This is a genomic window from Citrobacter sp. wls613 (assembly GCF_005281195.1).
Classification (GTDB): Bacteria; Pseudomonadota; Gammaproteobacteria; order Enterobacterales; family Enterobacteriaceae; genus Citrobacter; species Citrobacter gillenii.
Genome location: NZ_SZXN01000063.1, coordinates 19,405 through 35,367 on the forward strand (window position 1 = coordinate 19,405; position 15,963 = coordinate 35,367).

16 protein-coding genes are annotated in these 15,963 nt (G+C 54.0%); 8 read left to right on the plus strand and 8 right to left on the minus strand.

Going from position 1 to position 15,963, the window contains the following annotated elements:
- The first annotated feature begins 106 nt into the window (after positions 1 to 106).
- Together FDX01_RS13625 and trmL are read left to right on the plus strand one after the other, a co-directional pair.
- Positions 107 to 1,447 (plus strand): aromatic acid/H+ symport family MFS transporter, encoded by a 1,341-nt coding sequence (locus FDX01_RS13625; RefSeq protein ID WP_137399931.1) that lies wholly within the window; start codon positions 107 to 109, stop codon positions 1,445 to 1,447.
- Between the two features lie 46 nt (positions 1,448 to 1,493).
- Entirely contained in the window at positions 1,494 to 1,967 is a 474-nt protein-coding gene (gene trmL, locus FDX01_RS13630; protein WP_003827329.1) for a tRNA (uridine(34)/cytosine(34)/5-carboxymethylaminomethyluridine(34)-2'-O)-methyltransferase TrmL, read from the plus strand.
- A gap of 180 nt (positions 1,968 to 2,147) precedes the next feature.
- Here trmL and cysE read toward each other — a convergent pair whose 3' ends face one another.
- The 5 genes from cysE to FDX01_RS13660 all read right to left on the minus strand — a co-directional run bounded on the left by cysE (position 2,148) and on the right by FDX01_RS13660 (position 5,295).
- Entirely contained in the window at positions 2,148 to 2,969 is an 822-nt protein-coding gene (gene cysE / locus FDX01_RS13640; protein WP_096759099.1) for a serine O-acetyltransferase, read from the minus strand.
- 80 nt (positions 2,970 to 3,049) lie between these two features.
- A complete protein-coding gene (gpsA, locus tag FDX01_RS13645; protein WP_117342542.1) occupies positions 3,050 to 4,069 on the minus strand; it encodes an NAD(P)H-dependent glycerol-3-phosphate dehydrogenase in 1,020 nt (339 codons plus the stop codon).
- The gene (gene secB, locus FDX01_RS13650) at positions 4,069 to 4,536 is read right to left on the minus strand and encodes a protein-export chaperone SecB (protein ID WP_096759097.1); all 468 of its coding nucleotides are present in this window, start codon (positions 4,534 to 4,536) and stop codon (positions 4,069 to 4,071) included. Before secB ends, gpsA begins: the two co-directional genes overlap by 1 nt.
- 47 nt (positions 4,537 to 4,583) lie before the next feature.
- On the minus strand, positions 4,584 to 4,835 hold the full coding sequence (gene grxC / locus FDX01_RS13655; protein ID WP_003024152.1) for a glutaredoxin 3: 252 nt from the start codon (positions 4,833 to 4,835) through the stop codon (positions 4,584 to 4,586).
- Between the two features lie 28 nt (positions 4,836 to 4,863).
- Positions 4,864 to 5,295 carry a rhodanese-like domain-containing protein gene (locus tag FDX01_RS13660; protein ID WP_096759096.1) on the minus strand — a complete coding sequence of 144 codons (432 nt, stop codon included), beginning with the start codon at positions 5,293 to 5,295 and terminating at the stop codon, positions 4,864 to 4,866.
- A gap of 248 nt (positions 5,296 to 5,543) precedes the next feature.
- On the opposite strand from FDX01_RS13660, the gene gpmM reads away from it, so the two are divergent.
- Genes gpmM through FDX01_RS13675 form a run of 3 tightly spaced genes read left to right on the plus strand, consistent with a single transcriptional unit; the run spans position 5,544 to position 9,317 of the window.
- Positions 5,544 to 7,088 (plus strand): 2,3-bisphosphoglycerate-independent phosphoglycerate mutase, encoded by a 1,545-nt coding sequence (gpmM, locus tag FDX01_RS13665; RefSeq protein ID WP_137399932.1) that lies wholly within the window; start codon positions 5,544 to 5,546, stop codon positions 7,086 to 7,088.
- A 33-nt stretch (positions 7,089 to 7,121) separates the two neighbouring features.
- On the plus strand, positions 7,122 to 8,381 hold the full coding sequence (gene envC, locus FDX01_RS13670; protein ID WP_232058724.1) for a murein hydrolase activator EnvC: 1,260 nt from the start codon (positions 7,122 to 7,124) through the stop codon (positions 8,379 to 8,381).
- Between the two features lie 3 nt (positions 8,382 to 8,384).
- Positions 8,385 to 9,317 (plus strand): divergent polysaccharide deacetylase family protein, encoded by a 933-nt coding sequence (locus tag FDX01_RS13675; RefSeq protein WP_137362502.1) that lies wholly within the window; start codon positions 8,385 to 8,387, stop codon positions 9,315 to 9,317.
- Here the strand turns inward: FDX01_RS13675 and FDX01_RS13680 are convergent, their stop codons facing one another.
- From FDX01_RS13680 to kbl, 3 genes are all read right to left on the minus strand, one after another.
- Positions 9,318 to 10,355, minus strand: a complete 1,038-nt coding sequence (locus FDX01_RS13680; protein ID WP_135911224.1) for a glycosyltransferase — start codon at positions 10,353 to 10,355, stop codon at positions 9,318 to 9,320. It abuts the gene before it with no gap.
- 192 nt (positions 10,356 to 10,547) lie between these two features.
- On the minus strand, positions 10,548 to 11,573 hold the full coding sequence (gene tdh, locus FDX01_RS13685; protein ID WP_137399933.1) for an L-threonine 3-dehydrogenase: 1,026 nt from the start codon (positions 11,571 to 11,573) through the stop codon (positions 10,548 to 10,550).
- Between the two features lie 9 nt (positions 11,574 to 11,582).
- Positions 11,583 to 12,779 (minus strand): glycine C-acetyltransferase, encoded by a 1,197-nt coding sequence (kbl, locus tag FDX01_RS13690; RefSeq protein ID WP_117342546.1) that lies wholly within the window; start codon positions 12,777 to 12,779, stop codon positions 11,583 to 11,585.
- Between the two features lie 214 nt (positions 12,780 to 12,993).
- On the opposite strand from kbl, the gene rfaD reads away from it, so the two are divergent.
- From rfaD to rfaC, 3 genes are read left to right on the plus strand one after another with little or no spacing between them, the layout of a single operon-like run.
- Positions 12,994 to 13,926, plus strand: coding sequence for an ADP-glyceromanno-heptose 6-epimerase (rfaD, locus tag FDX01_RS13695; RefSeq protein WP_096759088.1), 933 nt, complete (start codon positions 12,994 to 12,996; stop codon positions 13,924 to 13,926).
- Positions 13,927 to 13,928: 2 nt separating this feature from the next.
- The gene (gene rfaF / locus FDX01_RS13700; protein ID WP_135911222.1) at positions 13,929 to 14,975 is read left to right on the plus strand and encodes an ADP-heptose--LPS heptosyltransferase RfaF; all 1,047 of its coding nucleotides are present in this window, start codon (positions 13,929 to 13,931) and stop codon (positions 14,973 to 14,975) included.
- A 3-nt stretch (positions 14,976 to 14,978) separates the two neighbouring features.
- On the plus strand, positions 14,979 to 15,947 hold the full coding sequence (gene rfaC / locus FDX01_RS13705; protein WP_137399934.1) for a lipopolysaccharide heptosyltransferase RfaC: 969 nt from the start codon (positions 14,979 to 14,981) through the stop codon (positions 15,945 to 15,947).
- Positions 15,948 to 15,963 lie beyond the last annotated feature (16 nt).

Genomic DNA, 15,963 nt, shown 5'->3' on the forward strand with positions numbered 1-15,963 from the left:
TGACAACTTTTTATTCACCTGCCAAATGTATATACAAGCTAATACAACAACAACCCACACAATAATAATCCACACGACAACAACCATCATAACGGGCGAGGGTGACATGGTTTATTCCGGTAAAGTGAATATCCCGCAGGCGATAGATGACAGTCCTTTTTCACGCTTTCATTGGGTCATCATCGTCCTTGGCTTTCTGGTGCTGGCCATTGATGGCTTCGACACGGCGGCGATGGGCTACATTGCCCCTACCCTCTCAGCCGACTGGGGGATCAAGAAACAAGATCTCGGGCCGGTATTAAGCGCCGCGCTGCTGGGGCTCTCATTTGGCGCCCTGCTGGCCGGGCCAATTTCCGATCGCATGGGACGTAAACGCGTACTGGTTTTTTCCTGCCTGTTCTTTGGTCTCGCCAGTCTGGGCACCGCCTATGCCCAGACGCTGAATATGTTAACGTTTTGGCGGTTTCTCACCGGACTCGGGCTGGGTGCAGCAATGCCGAACGCCATCACGTTGGTGTCAGAATTTGCGCCAAAACGCTGCCGCTCGATGGCGATTAACACCATGTACTGCGGTTTCCCGCTCGGTGCAGCAGGTGGCGGGGTTATCTCCTCCTGGCTGATTCCTAACTACGGCTGGCACAGCGTCCTGCTCGCCGGGGCAATTGCCCCGCTGGCGCTGACCATCCTCCTGGTGTTATTTCTGCCGGAGTCGGTCAAGTATCTGGTCCATCGCGGGAAAGAGATCGCACAAGTCAAACGAATTGCCCGTCGCTTTATGCCAGGTGATATAGACCAGGTCACCCATTTTTATCTGGATGAAGAACGGACTGACGTCAAAAAAGGCAGCGTGGCGCAGTTGTTCAGCATGCCGTGGCTGCCGGGCACGTTGATGCTGTGGATGACCTACTTTATGGGGCTGGTTATCTATTATGTGCTGCTGAGCTGGATGCCGACGCTGATGCTGGGAATGGGTTACCCGCTGGCAGAATCTGCCTGGCTGACATCACTGTTCACCTTCGGCGGTACCGCGGGGATCCTGCTGGCCGGCTGGCTGATGGATCGCTGGGAAGCGCACAAAGTCGTCTCCATCGGTTTTATCCTGACAATGCTGTTTGCACTGGCGCTCGGGTTTGAACATAACCACATCATTCTGTTTGGCGCCCTGATCTTCCTGATGGGGATCACCATGAACGGTGCACAGTCCGGACTACAGACGCTGGCGGCAACGTTTTACCCGACCCACTGTCGCGCAACAGGTATTGCCTGGATGCAGGGCGTGGGCCGCTTTGGTGGCGTCGCCGGGACCATGACCAGCGCCCAATTACTTTCTCTGCAATGGCAGGCTGACAGCATATTGATGTTCCTCAGCGTTCCCGCGCTGCTGGCTGCTGCCGCAACGCTTTATAAGCTGCAACGCTATAAACCGCAGCCTCTGACCGTCGCATAGTACCCGTCCTTTCTGCTATCCTGCCCCCCGTTATTAAGGGGGCAGTATGCTTAACATCGTTTTATTCGAACCAGAAATCCCGCCAAATACCGGCAATATCATCCGCCTTTGCGCCAATACCGGCTTTCGTCTGCATATTATTGAGCCCATGGGCTTTACCTGGGACGACAAGCGCCTGCGTCGCGCGGGGCTGGATTATCACGAATTTACCGCCGTACTGCGCCACCCTGATTACGCCGCCTTTGTGGCTGCAGAAAATCCGCAACGTCTTTTTGCGCTGACCACCAAAGGGACACCGGCCCATAGCGCGGTAAGCTATCAGGATGGTGATTATCTGATGTTTGGCCCGGAAACGCGCGGCCTGCCCGCCAGCATTCTCGACGCGCTGCCTGCAGAACAAAAAATTCGTATTCCGATGATGCCGGACAGCCGCAGCATGAACCTGTCTAACGCGGTGTCGGTGGTAGTGTATGAGGCCTGGCGCCAACTGGGGTATCCGGGCGCCGTATTACGCAGTTGATTTTGTCGGATGGCAGCTGAAGCCATATCCGACCTACATTAATTTGATGTTATTCGTTTCGAGCGTTATCGGCGCAGACAGATTGAACACGGACTGCGCACAGTCACCGGAGCGTACACGCAGTACGTGAGGATGACGAGCACAGCCCAGGTTCAATATGGCAAGTAAGATAGCTCGAAATCAGATGCCATCGCCGCATTCGAACGTATGATGTATCCCGTTGAAATGCTGATCCATATCCATGGACGGCTTATCGCTGTCAGGTTTACCGACAATCCGTGCCGGAACGCCTGCGGCGGTGGTATGTGGCGGTACGGGCTGTAAGACGACAGAACCCGCGCCAATTTTCGCCCCGCGCCCAACCTCGATGTTGCCGAGAATTTTTGCGCCCGCGCCAATCATCACGCCTTCACGAATTTTTGGGTGACGATCGCCGCCCGCTTTACCGGTCCCGCCTAAGGTGACGGATTGCAGGATCGAGACGTCGTTTTCGATCACCGCGGTTTCACCCACCACAATTCCGGTGGCATGATCGAGCATGATCCCACGACCAATTTTTGCCGCCGGATGAATGTCGACCTGGAAAGTCACGGACACCTGATTTTGCAAGAAGATCGCCAGTGCCTGACGCCCCTGATGCCACAGCCAGTGGCCGATGCGGTAAGCCTGCAGCGCATGGAAGCCCTTCAGGTACAAAAGCGGGGTGGAATATTTGTCGACAGCCGGGTCACGCGTGCGCACTGCCTGGATATCGCAGGCCGCCGAGGCAATCATTTCCGGATCGGCGGCGTAGGCTTCTTCCACCACTTCACGAATAGCAATCGCCGGCATGATTGGCGACGCAAGCTTATTCGCCAGCATATAGCTTAGCGCGCTGCCGAGATTCTCATGCTTGAGCAGCGTTGCGTGGTAAAAACTGGCCAGCATTGGCTCACAATCCGCCAGTGCCCGGGCTTCTGCTTTAATATTTTTCCAGACGATATCCAGTTCTTCACACGGCATTGCGTACTCCACAGAAGGTAGCAAAACGACCAACCCGTTCTACGCGGGTCGGGTCGTTATAGTAAAACGGTTCCTTACGGCTAGTGGCTGCTCCGCTCGTCCTTGCGTGCACGACCTAATAACGTCAATGCTGCCTCGCGCGCATTTTTTCCGCAATACAATACTTGATAAATTTCCTCGGTTATTGGCATTTCGACACCAAAACGGTGCGCCAATTCACGAACTTCTTTCGTATTGCGATAGCCTTCAACCACTTGGCCAATCTTGTCCTGCGCGCCCTGAACATCCATGCCCTGACCGAGCATCATGCCAAAACGACGGTTACGCGACTGGTTGTCGGTACACGTCAGCACCAGATCGCCCAGACCCGCCATGCCCATGAAGGTCGCCGGATCGGCACCCAGCGCCGCGCCAAGGCGTGACATTTCGGTCAACCCGCGGGTGATCAATGCCGTACGGGCATTAGCACCAAAGCCGATGCCGTCAGACATCCCTGCGCCAATGGCAATCACGTTTTTCACCGCGCCGCCAAGCTGTACACCAATGAAGTCCGGGTTACTGTAAACGCGGAAACTTTTGCCGCAGTGCAGCAGTTGCTGGAGATCGTCAGCAAACGTCTCGTCCGTTGACGCCAGCGAAATCGCCGTAGGCATGCCTGCAGCCAGTTCTTTGGCAAACGTAGGACCGGAAATCACCGCCAGCGGAATGGCATCCCCCAACGCTTCACGCGCGACATCCTGTAACAGGCGTCCCGTTTCTGCTTCCAGACCTTTTGTCGCCCAAACCAAGCGCGCATCAGAGCGCATCAACGGTTTGATCTGACGCAGCACTTCGCCAAAGACGTGGCTCGGCACCACCACCAGAATATTACGGCTGGCGGCCAGCGCAGTGGCTAAATCACTTTCCAGGCGCAGCGTATCGGGAAAAGGCACATCAGGAAGGAACGCAACGTTGCAGCGATCGTGCTCGAGCGTTGCGATATGTTTGGGATCGTGGCCCCACAGGATAACCGGGTGGCCGTTTCTTGCCAGGGTAATGGCAAGAGCGGTGCCGTACGAGCCGGCACCAATCACAGTCATTGAAGCATTACTTTGATTCATCAGGCATCCTGATGTTCTTCAGTACCTTCGCCAGTCTGCTGCTGTAAATAGTTCATGAACAGCGCATCAAAGTTGACCGGTGCAAGGTTCAGCTGCGGGAACGTACCGCGTGATACCAGGCTGGTGATGCATTCACGGGCATACGGGAACAGGATGTTCGGGCAGTATGCACCCAGGCAATGCGCCATCTGAGTCCCTTCAATTCCGCTGATGGAGAAAATCCCGCCCTGCTGAACTTCGCACAGGAACGCCGTTTCTTCACCCAGAGAAGCCGTTACGGTGACACGCAGCACAACTTCATACACGTCATCTGCCAGTTGGGTAGATGCAGTATCAAGATCAAGTTTAACCTCTGGCTGCCAATCTTTCTGGAAAACATGCGGTGCATTTGGCGCTTCGAAAGACACATCCTTGGTATAAATACGTTGGATCTGGAAAGCCATTTCAGTGTTATTTTGTTCTGACATGTTTAGAAAACCCTTTAGTGTTGTCCTTTAAATACTATCCGTACGCCTTAACGCAGCAGGGGATCCAGTCCACCACGCGCATCCAACGCATACAAGTCGTCACAACCACCAATGTGCTGTGCATCAATAAAAATCTGCGGAACCGTCGTACGACCACTGCGTTTGATCATCTCTTCGCGCTTCACGGCGTCGCCGTCAATCGGAAGTTCCTGGAAACTCACGCCCTTGCTGTTCAATAGCGCTTTTGCGCGATGGCAAAATGGGCAGGTTGCTTTGGTGTAGATCTCGATGTTGGCCATGACTTATCTCCGATATTAACTTACGGTGTTACTTGCCACGTACCAGCGGGAGGTTTTCACCACTCCAGCCTGCTACGCCGTCTTTCAGCACGGACACCTGCTCAAAACCCGCTTTAATCAGCGCAGTTGCAGATTCCTGGCACTGCATGCCAGAACCGTCAACCACAATAACCGGTTTGGCTTTGTGTTTTTCAAGCTCGCCGAAGTTGTTGGCTTTAATTTCGCTCGGCAGCAGGTTAGTTGAACCGGCGATATGGCCTTTGCGGAAGTCATCACGCTGACGTAAATCCACAATAACCGCATCTTCTTTATTGAGAAGACGAGTGGCTTCGCCGCGGGTAATCACCTTCACTTTCGAGGTCAGGCTTTTGATGGTCGTAAATAATACAGCCGCCAGTAACGCAATCCAGGCGATACTCAAGACAGGGTGGCGACTAACAAATTGCATAATTTCTTGCATGGGGGGTAACAACTCCCGACTCAGTGATTAAAAAAACCAGGGAAAGAGTATACCTGCGCGTTGGCGCAAATACAGCCAGAGCGTGTATTGGATTGCATTTTTGCGGGGCGCTACGGAAAAAAAAACGTAAATCCGAGTCCTCCCTGACGTGCTATACCCCATTATTTGATCTTCGGGGGCTACTTTATCGATTCAGCTGTAGTAAAATTACGCAATTATTTTTATCTATTAAGTGTGAGGTTGTCGCAATGTCGGTTTCTAAAAAACCTATGGTACTGGTGATTCTGGATGGCTACGGCTATCGCGAAGACAGCCAGGATAACGCCATTTTTAATGCTAAAACCCCGGTTATGGATGCTCTGTGGGCCAAACGTCCACATACCCTGATTGACGCATCTGGTCTGGAAGTCGGCCTGCCTGACCGCCAGATGGGTAACTCCGAAGTGGGTCACGTCAACCTGGGCGCGGGCCGTATCGTGTATCAGGACCTGACCCGTCTGGATGTTGAAATTAAAGAACGGACTTTCTTCACTAACCCGGTACTGACCGATGCGGTCGACCAGGCGAAAAATAGCGGCAAAGCAGTACACATCATGGGTCTGCTGTCTGCGGGCGGCGTACACAGCCACGAAGATCACATCCTGGCGATGGTTGAGCTGGCGGCAGAACGCGGCGCAGAAAAAATCTATCTGCACGCCTTCCTCGATGGCCGTGACACACCACCGCGCAGCGCTGAAAAGTCGCTGCAAAAATTCGAAGAAAAATTTGCCGCGCTGGGCAAAGGTCGCGTTGCGTCCATTATTGGTCGTTACTACGCCATGGACCGCGACAACCGTTGGGATCGCGTTGAAAAAGCGTATGACCTGATGACGCTGGCCCAGGGTGAATTCCAGGCTGACACCGCAGTAGCAGGTCTGCAGGCCGCTTATGCTCGTGATGAAAACGACGAATTCGTAAAAGCGACCGTGATCCGCGCAGAAGGCCAGGCCGATGCCGCAATGGAAGACGGCGATACGCTGATTTTCATGAACTTCCGTGCTGACCGTGCGCGTGAAATCACCCGCGCGTTTGTGAACGCTGACTTCGATGGCTTCGCGCGTAAGAAAGTGGTTAACCTCAACTTTGTGCAGTTGACCGAATACGCGGCCGACATCAAAACAGCGGTAGCTTACCCACCAACGTCTCTGGCGAATACCCTCGGCGAGTGGATAGCGAAGCACGACAAAACCCAGCTGCGTATTTCCGAAACTGAAAAATATGCACACGTGACCTTCTTCTTCAACGGTGGCGTAGAAGAGCCGTTCAAAGGCGAAGACCGTATCCTGATCAACTCGCCGAAAGTAGCCACCTACGATCTGCAGCCAGAAATGAGCTCCGCAGAGCTGACCGAGAAGCTGGTTGCCGCGATTGAGAGCGGGAAATACGACACCATCATCTGTAACTACCCGAACGGCGACATGGTCGGTCATACCGGGGTAATGGATGCTGCGGTTAAAGCGGTTGAAGCGCTGGATCACTGCGTTGAGCAAGTGGCCAAAGCGGTTGAGTCCGTTGGCGGCCAATTGCTGATCACCGCAGACCACGGTAACGCTGAGCAAATGCGCGATCCGTCTACCGGTCAGGCACATACTGCACATACCAACCTGCCGGTTCCGCTGATTTATGTCGGTGGTAAAAACGTCAAAGCTGTCGATGGCGGTAAACTTTCCGATATCGCCCCGACCATGCTGACGCTGATGGGCATGGAAATCCCGCAAGAGATGACTGGTAAGCCGCTGTTCATCGTGGAATAATCCCTCCCCATGAGGGGAAAGGCGATTAATACCATCACATGGGCCGCAAAACCGCGTAGGTTTTCAGTCAGGCCCTTGTTATACGCCAGCGTGATTAGCGCTGGCGTATTGTTGTGCGCCTTTTCCGCCCACGCGGACGAACGCGACCAGCTCAAATCTATTCAGGCCGATATCGCGGCAAAAGAACGCGCGGTACGCCAGCAACAACAGCAACGTTCCACCCTCCTCGCCCAGCTTAAAGCCCAGGAACAGGCCATCGCCGTTGCGGCACGACAGCTGCGCGAAACGCAAAATTCACTGGCGCAACTGAATGCGCAAATTGCCGAAATGAACGCCGCCCTCGCGAAGCTGGAAAAGCAGCGAGCAGCACAGGAACGCAGCCTGGCCGCCCAACTGGACGCCGCGTTTCGTCAGGGTGAGCACACCGGCATTCAGTTAATCCTCAGTGGCGAAGAGAGTCAGCGCGGGCAGCGCCTGCAGGCCTATTTTGGCTATCTGAACCAGGCGCGGCAGGAAACCATCGCCCAGTTGAAGCAAACCCGCGAAGAGGTCGATTCGCAGAAAGCCGAGCTGGAAGATAAACAGAGTGAGCAGCAAACGCTGCTGTACGAGCAGCGCGCTCAACAGGCCAAGCTGGAACAGGCGCGTAACGAGCGCCAAAAAACGCTCGCTGGGCTGGAGTCCTCCATTCAGCAGGGCCAGCAGCAGCTCAGCGAACTGCGCGCCAACGAATCCCGCCTACGCAGCAGCCTTGCACGGGCCGAGGCCGCCGCCAAAGCGCGCGCTGAACGTGAAGCCCGCGAAGCACAGGCGGTGCGCGATAAGCAAAAGGATGCCTCGCGCAAAGGGTCGACCTACAAGCCGACCGAAAACGAAAAATCCTTGATGTCCCGTACCGGGGGGTTAGGTTCACCGCGCGGTCAGGCATTCTGGCCCGTCCGTGGCCCAACGCTGCATCGTTATGGCGAACAGCTGCAAGGTGAGCTACGTTGGAAAGGGATGGTCATTGGCGCATCTGAAGGCACCGAAGTGAAAGCCATTGCCGATGGTCGCGTTATTCTGGCCGACTGGCTTCAGGGTTATGGTCTGGTGGTCGTGGTTGAGCACGGTAAAGGCGATATGAGCCTGTACGGCTATAACCAAAGCGCGCTGGTCAGCGTAGGTACGCAGGTGCGTGCCGGACAGCCGATTGCCCTGGTGGGTAGCAGCGGCGGTCAGGGCAGACCCGCACTCTATTTCGAAATTCGTCGCCAGGGTCAGGCGGTCAATCCACAGCCGTGGTTGGGAAGATAAGTTTTGCCTCAGTTTCGCCGCATAATATTCTCACTCGCCAGCCTGCTGGCATTCGCTCCCTCTGTTTTTGCCGGTAAGCTTGCCATCGTGATCGACGATTTCGGTTATCGTCCGCACAACGAGAATCAGGTGCTGGCGATGCCTTCTGCGATCTCCGTTGCCGTTCTGCCCAATGCACCACATGCACGGGAGATGGCGACCAAAGCGCATAACAGCGGACATGAAGTCTTAATCCATCTGCCGATGGCGCCTCTCAGCAAACAGCCGCTTGAGAAAGATACCCTGCGCCCGGAGATGAGCAGCGACGAGATTGAGCGGATTATTCGCGATGCGGTAAGCAAAGTGCCGTATGCCGTCGGGCTTAACAACCATATGGGCAGCGCGATGACCTCCAGCCTGTTTGGCATGCAGAAAGTGATGCAGGCACTGGAACGGTACGATCTTTATTTCCTGGACAGTATGACCATCGGTAACAGCCAGTCCATGCGTGCGGCAGGAGGAACGGGCGTGAAAGTGATTAAACGCAAAGTCTTCCTCGACGACACGCAAAACGAAGCGGACATTCGCCGCCAGTTTAACCGCGCGGTCGAACTGGCGCGCCGCAACGGTTCCGCTATCGCGATTGGGCACCCTCATCCTTCGACGGTACGCGTATTGCAGCAAATGGTTTATAACCTGCCCGCCGACATTACGCTGGTTCGCCCAAGCAGCCTGCTCAATGAACCACAGGTAGATACCTCTACGCCAAATCTGACGCCACCGAAAAACGGCACGCCTGATGCGCCGCGTAATCCTTTCCGCGGGGTGAAACTGTGCAAACCGAAGCAACCGTTAGAACCCGTTTACGCTAGCCGATTCTTTAGCGTGCTCGGTGAGAGCATCACCCAAAGCACGCTGGTACAATATATGCGCCTGCAGTGGCAGGGCTGGTCGTAATCAGTCTTTCAGACCCAGCGTGACATGGGCCAGACGGCGTGGCGTCAGTGATTTATCGCGCCACTTGCTAAACCGGATGGCCCATAACAGCACCTGATAACCCAGCTTAACGCTGCAAATATTGCTCACCATTCGCTTGAACATACCCGATACAAACACCTCGGCAATCATGCGCTGGCGAATCTTTTCGTCTGGCTCTTTGCGGATGCAATGGCATACGCGTAGCGCTTCGTAAATCACCTGCTGTTTGAATTCAGGGTAAATCGGAATACGCCCGGCGTAATCATGATTCATCTTATCCAGCAGGCGGGTAATTTTGATGTAGTGGCGCTGATAGGCCAGGTTCTTCTCTCCGGTACGCGGCAGGCGACTGACGGACGCGCCGTGCAGGAAATATTTATACAGCGGAACCTCCGTGTAACGCGCGCGTTTGGCGTTAAACATAAACTCCGTCGTCCAAATAATATCCTGGTGGTGCAGACCGGAAAGAAAGGTTAGCCCAGCGTCGCGGATGGTTTGATGACGGTAAACCCCCATCCAGACCACATGCCGCCAGCGACGACTGGCAAGTGCTTTGCGCAGCCAGTCCGGCCCGGTCATGACGCCGGTAGAACGAATACGATCGGTGGGAATAGATGCCCAGGTATGACCCGTTTCCGCAATACACCAGTCGGCGTTACACTGGGCAACGTCCAGATTGTCCTGCAGCGCCATATTCATCAGCGTTTCATACATTTCCGGATAGGCAATGTCGTCACCATCGACGTAAGCGATATACTCGCCCTTTGCTACCGCCATACCGGTATTTCGCGCTGCCGAGACGCCCCCGTTGCGCTGGTGCAGCAAATGGACGTGTGGATAACGATCCGCATAGGCCTGAGCAAGCTCCGCCGAGTTATCCGTAGAGCCATCATTTACGATGATGATCTCCAGATTTTTCCAGGTTTGCGCGATCAGCGAATCCATACACGCAATGAACGGTTCACCCGTATTGTAAAGCGGCATAATGACGCTCAATAGGCCGGGAGTATAGGTCATATAAAATCCTGCCAAACAATGTAATTAACGGCAATTTTTAGCATATTACGCGGCAGAAGATCAGAGAAAGTTATTCTTATCTTTGATCTAAAATGCGCCGGACAAGCGGGATCGCGCCAGAAAAAAATCCCCGGGTATTTAATGAACATAAATATCCGGGGACAGCACACAGAACCCATTAATCAGAAACGGTTAATCCCAGCTCAGGATCACTTTCCCTGACTGACCTGAACGCATCGCGTCAAAGCCCTGCTGGAACTCATCGATGGAGAACCGATGGGTGATGATTGGCGACAAATCCAGACCAGACTGGATCAGCGCAGCCATTTTGTACCAGGTTTCAAACATTTCTCGACCGTAAATACCTTTAATAAACAGCCCTTTAAAGATAACCTTCGTCCAGTCGACGGACATGTCTGACGGCGGAATACCCAGCATGGCGATGCGACCGCCGTGGTTCATGGTGTCCAGCATGGTGCGGAACGCTGGCGGCGCACCGGACATCTCCAGACCCACATCAAACCCTTCGGTCATACCCAGCTCGGCCATGACATCAGTCAGGTTCTCTTTCGCTACGTTTACCGCGCGAGTAATACCCATTTTGCGCGCCAGCTCAAGGCGATACTCATTCACATCCGTAATGACAACGTGGCGTGCACCAACGTGCTTCGCGACGGCTGCCGCCATAATCCCGATAGGACCCGCACCGGAAACCAGCACATCTTCTCCGACCAGATCGAACGACAGTGCCGTGTGAACCGCATTGCCGAAGGGATCGAAGATTGAGGCTAAATCATCGGAGATGTTATCCGGGATCTTGAACGCGTTAAACGCCGGGATCACCAGATACTCAGCAAAACAACCCGGACGGTTTACACCGACACCGGTCGTATTGCGGCACAGGTGAGTACGCCCACCACGGCAGTTACGGCAATGTCCGCAAGTAATGTGGCCTTCACCCGACACGCGATCGCCGATTTTAAAACCTTTCACTTCCTGGCCGATGCCGACTACTTCGCCGACATACTCATGCCCAACAACCATTGGAACCGGGATGGTTTTTTGCGACCATTCATCCCAGTTATAAATGTGAACGTCAGTCCCGCAGATGGCTGTTTTACGGATTTTAATCAGCAAATCGTTATGACCGACTTCCGGTTCAGGAACGTCGGTCATCCAAATGCCTTCTTCCGCTTTCAGTTTGGATAACGCTTTCATTTCACATCCTCAGGCAATAACGCCCAGTTGTTTACCAATGCGTGTGAACGCGTCAACAGCACGCGTAATCTGCTCAGGGGTATGCGCCGCAGACATCTGGGTACGGATACGCGCCTGGCCTTTCGGAACCACCGGATAGAAGAAGCCGGTAACGTAAATACCTTCTTTTTGCAGTTCACGGGAGAACTGTTGTGCAACGACTGCATCACCCAACATCACCGGAATAATCGCGTGATCGGCACCGGCTAACGTAAAGCCAGCGGCGGACATTTGCTCACGGAACTGACGAGCGTTTGCCCACAGGCGATCGCGCAAATCATGGCCGGACTCAACCATTTCCAGCACCTTAATGGACGCCGCCACAATCGCCGGAGCCAGTGAGTTGGAGAACAGGTACGGACGGGAACGCTGACGTAGCCACTCCACGACTTCTTTACGCGCTGCGGTATAACCACCGGACGCGCCGCCCAGTGCTTTACCCAGCGTACCGGTAATGATGTCGACACGCCCCATCACTTCGCAGTATTCATGGGAACCGCGGCCGTTTTCGCCGACAAAACCCACCGCGTGGGAATCATCAACCATCACCAGTGCATCGTACTTATCCGCCAGGTCGCAGACGCCTTTCAGGTTGGCAATCACGCCGTCCATCGAGAACACGCCGTCGGTAGCAATCAGCACATGACGCGCCCCAGATTCACGCGCTTCTTTCAGGCGCGCTTCCAGTTCCTGCATATCGTTATTGGCGTAACGGAAACGCTTCGCTTTACACAGACGAACGCCGTCGATGATAGAGGCGTGGTTCAGGGCATCGGAGATAATCGCATCTTCTGCGCCCAGCAGCGTTTCGAACAGGCCGCCGTTAGCATCAAAGCAGGAAGAATAAAGAATGGCATCTTCCATACCGAGGAAGGCCGCCAGTTTTTGCTCCAGCTGCTTGTGGCTGTCCTGGGTGCCGCAGATAAAGCGCACCGAAGCCATGCCAAACCCGTGAGAATCCATACCCGCTTTTGCCGCTGCAATCAGTTCCGGGTGGTTAGCCAGTCCCAGATAGTTGTTCGCACAAAAGTTAATCACGTGGCTTCCATCAGCTACCGTGATATCCGCCTGCTGCGCAGACGTAATAATGCGTTCTTCTTTAAACAGCCCTTCCGCACGTGCGGTTTCCAGGTCGTTCGTTAACTGCTTGTAAAAATTCCCACGCATTGCAATTCTCCAGACTGGGCAAATTTCAGCACATATTACCCAAAGCTATACATTGATACGAGATGACGCGTCATCACTTCTTCAAAATGAAGCATAAATCACGTGTACCCGCACGGCTTATCGGTGAATGGCTGAAGCCAGGGCCATGTAGTGATATGATAGAAGTATTCGTGTCTGAGATTGTCTCTGACTCCATAATTCGAAGGTTACATTTATGATCATCGTTACCGGCGGCGCGGGCTTTATCGGCAGCAACATCGTTAAGTCACTGAATGATAAAGGCATCACTGATATCCTGGTGGTGGACAACCTGAAAGACGGCACCAAGTTTGTTAACCTGGTGGATCTGAATATTGCTGACTACATGGATAAGGAAGACTTCCTGATCCAGATTATGGCCGGTGAAGAATTCGGCGATATCGAAGCAATTTTCCACGAAGGCGCATGCTCTTCCACCACCGAGTGGGATGGCAAGTATATGATGGACAATAACTATCAATACTCCAAAGAGCTGCTGCACTACTGCCTGGAACGCGAAATTCCGTTCCTGTACGCCTCTTCTGCAGCCACTTACGGCGGACGTACTTCTGACTTCATCGAATCCCGTGAATATGAGAAACCGCTGAACGTTTACGGCTACTCAAAGTTCCTGTTCGACGAGTATGTTCGTCAGATCCTGCCAGAAGCGGATTCGCAGATTGTCGGCTTCCGCTATTTCAACGTCTACGGACCGCGTGAAGGCCACAAAGGCAGCATGGCAAGCGTGGCTTTCCATCTCAATACCCAACTCAACAATGGCGAAACGCCAAAACTGTTTGAAGGCAGCGAAAACTTCAAACGTGATTTCGTCTATGTTGGCGATGTTGCCGCAGTTAACCTGTGGTTCCTGGAAAATGGTGTATCCGGTATCTTTAACCTCGGTACCGGTCGCGCGGAATCATTCCAGGCCGTGGCGGATGCTACGCTGGCGTACCATAAAAAAGGCAGCATTGAGTACATTCCGTTCCCGGAAAAACTGAAAGGCCGCTACCAGGCGTTTACTCAGGCGGATCTGACTAACCTGCGCGCAGCAGGCTACGACAAGCCGTTTAAGACCGTGGCCGAAGGCGTAACGGAATATATGGCCTGGCTGAACCGCGACGCGTAAGTATGAAAATTTTGGTGATAGGCCCGTCCTGGGTTGGCGACATGATGATGTCGCAAAGTCTCTATCGCACGCTCAAGGCGCGCTATCCCCAGGCGATAATCGACGTGATGGCACCGGCATGGTGTCGTCCGCTGCTGTCGCGCATGCCTGAAGTCAACGACGCGATTGCCATGCCGCTAGGACACGGTGCGCTGGAGATCGGTGAACGGCGTAAACTCGGCCACAGTCTGCGTGAAAAACGCTACGATCGTGCCTTCGTGCTGCCGAACTCATTTAAGTCAGCACTGGTGCCGTTCTTTGCGGGCATTCCCCATCGTACCGGATGGCGCGGTGAGATGCGCTACGGGCTGCTCAATGATGCACGCGTGCTGGATAAAGAAGCCTGGCCGCTGATGGTCGAGCGCTATGTAGCGCTGGCCTACGATAAAGGCGTAATGCTTTCAGCGAAAGATTTACCGCAGCCGCTGTTATGGCCGCAGCTGCAAGTCAGCGAAGGTGAAAAATCACTGACCTGTAGCCAGTTCTCTCTCTCTGCTGAACGCCCGATCATCGGTTTTTGTCCTGGGGCAGAATTTGGTCCGGCCAAACGCTGGCCGCATTATCACTATGCGGAACTGGCAAAACAGCTGATCGACGAAGGTCATCAGATCGTACTGTTTGGCTCAGCCAAAGATCATGAAGCCGGTAATGAAATTCTGGCGACACTCAACACCGAACAGCAGGCATGGTGCCGTAATCTGGCAGGTGAAACGCAGCTCGAGCAGGCCGTTATTCTTCTCGCCGCCTGTAAAGCGGTAGTCACCAATGACTCAGGATTAATGCACGTAGCCGCCGCGCTGAACCGTCCGCTGGTCGCCCTGTACGGCCCCAGCAGCCCGGATTTTACTCCGCCTCTTTCCCATAAAGCACGTGTGATCCGCCTGATAACGGGTTATCACAAAGTGCGTAAGGGCGATGCGGCGCAAGGGTATCATCAGAGCCTGATTGACATCACTCCTCAGCGCGTTCTGGAAGAACTGAACGACCTGTTGTTACAAGAGGAAGCCTGACGGATGCGGGTTCTGATCGTTAAAACATCGTCGATGGGCGATGTACTGCATACATTGCCTGCGCTAACCGATGCGCAGCGGGCAATTCCAGGTATTCAGTTTGACTGGGTGGTTGAAGAAGGGTTCGCGCAAATCCCATCCTGGCATTCAGCCGTTGACCGGGTGATCCCCGTGGCGATTCGCCGCTGGCGTAAAGCCTGGTTTTCAGCACCGATTAAAGCCGAGCGTAAAGCGTTTCGCGATGCGGTGCGTTTACAGCAGTATGACGCGATAATCGATGCCCAAGGTCTGGTTAAAAGTGCCGCTCTGGTTACGCGTCTGGGGCGCGGCATCAAGCATGGCATGGACTGGAGCACGGCTCGCGAGCCACTGGCAAGCCTGTTTTATAACTGTAAGCATCATATTGCCAGGCAGCAGCATGCCGTTGAACGTACGCGGGAACTGTTTGCGAAAAGTCTGGGGTATACCAAACCACAGTCGCAGGGCGATTATGCTATCGCGCAGCATTTCTTGAACGATCTTAATGCTGATGCAGGCCAATATGCGGTATTTTTACACGCGACAACCCGTGATGATAAACATTGGCCGGAAGCCAACTGGCGGGAGCTGATTGGCCAGTTACATAACGCCGGAATACGCATTAAGCTGCCCTGGGGTGCCCCTCATGAAGAAGCGCGCGCCAAAAAGCTGGCTGATGGTTTTAACTACGTCGATGTCCTGCCGCGGATGAGTCTGGAAGAGATCGCAAGTGTGTTGGCGGGGGCAAAGTTTGTCGTGTCGGTGGATACAGGGCTCAGCCATTTAACCGCAGCGCTGGATCGCCCGAACATTACCCTGTATGGCCCAACAGACCCTGGGCTGATTGGTGGGTATGGGAAGAATCAATACGCACAGCAGAGTCAATCCGGTAATTTACAGGATCTCGATGCCAGCAGCATCAACGCATCATTGCTTGATATTAATTTGCTTTAACTTTAAGAGATGAACC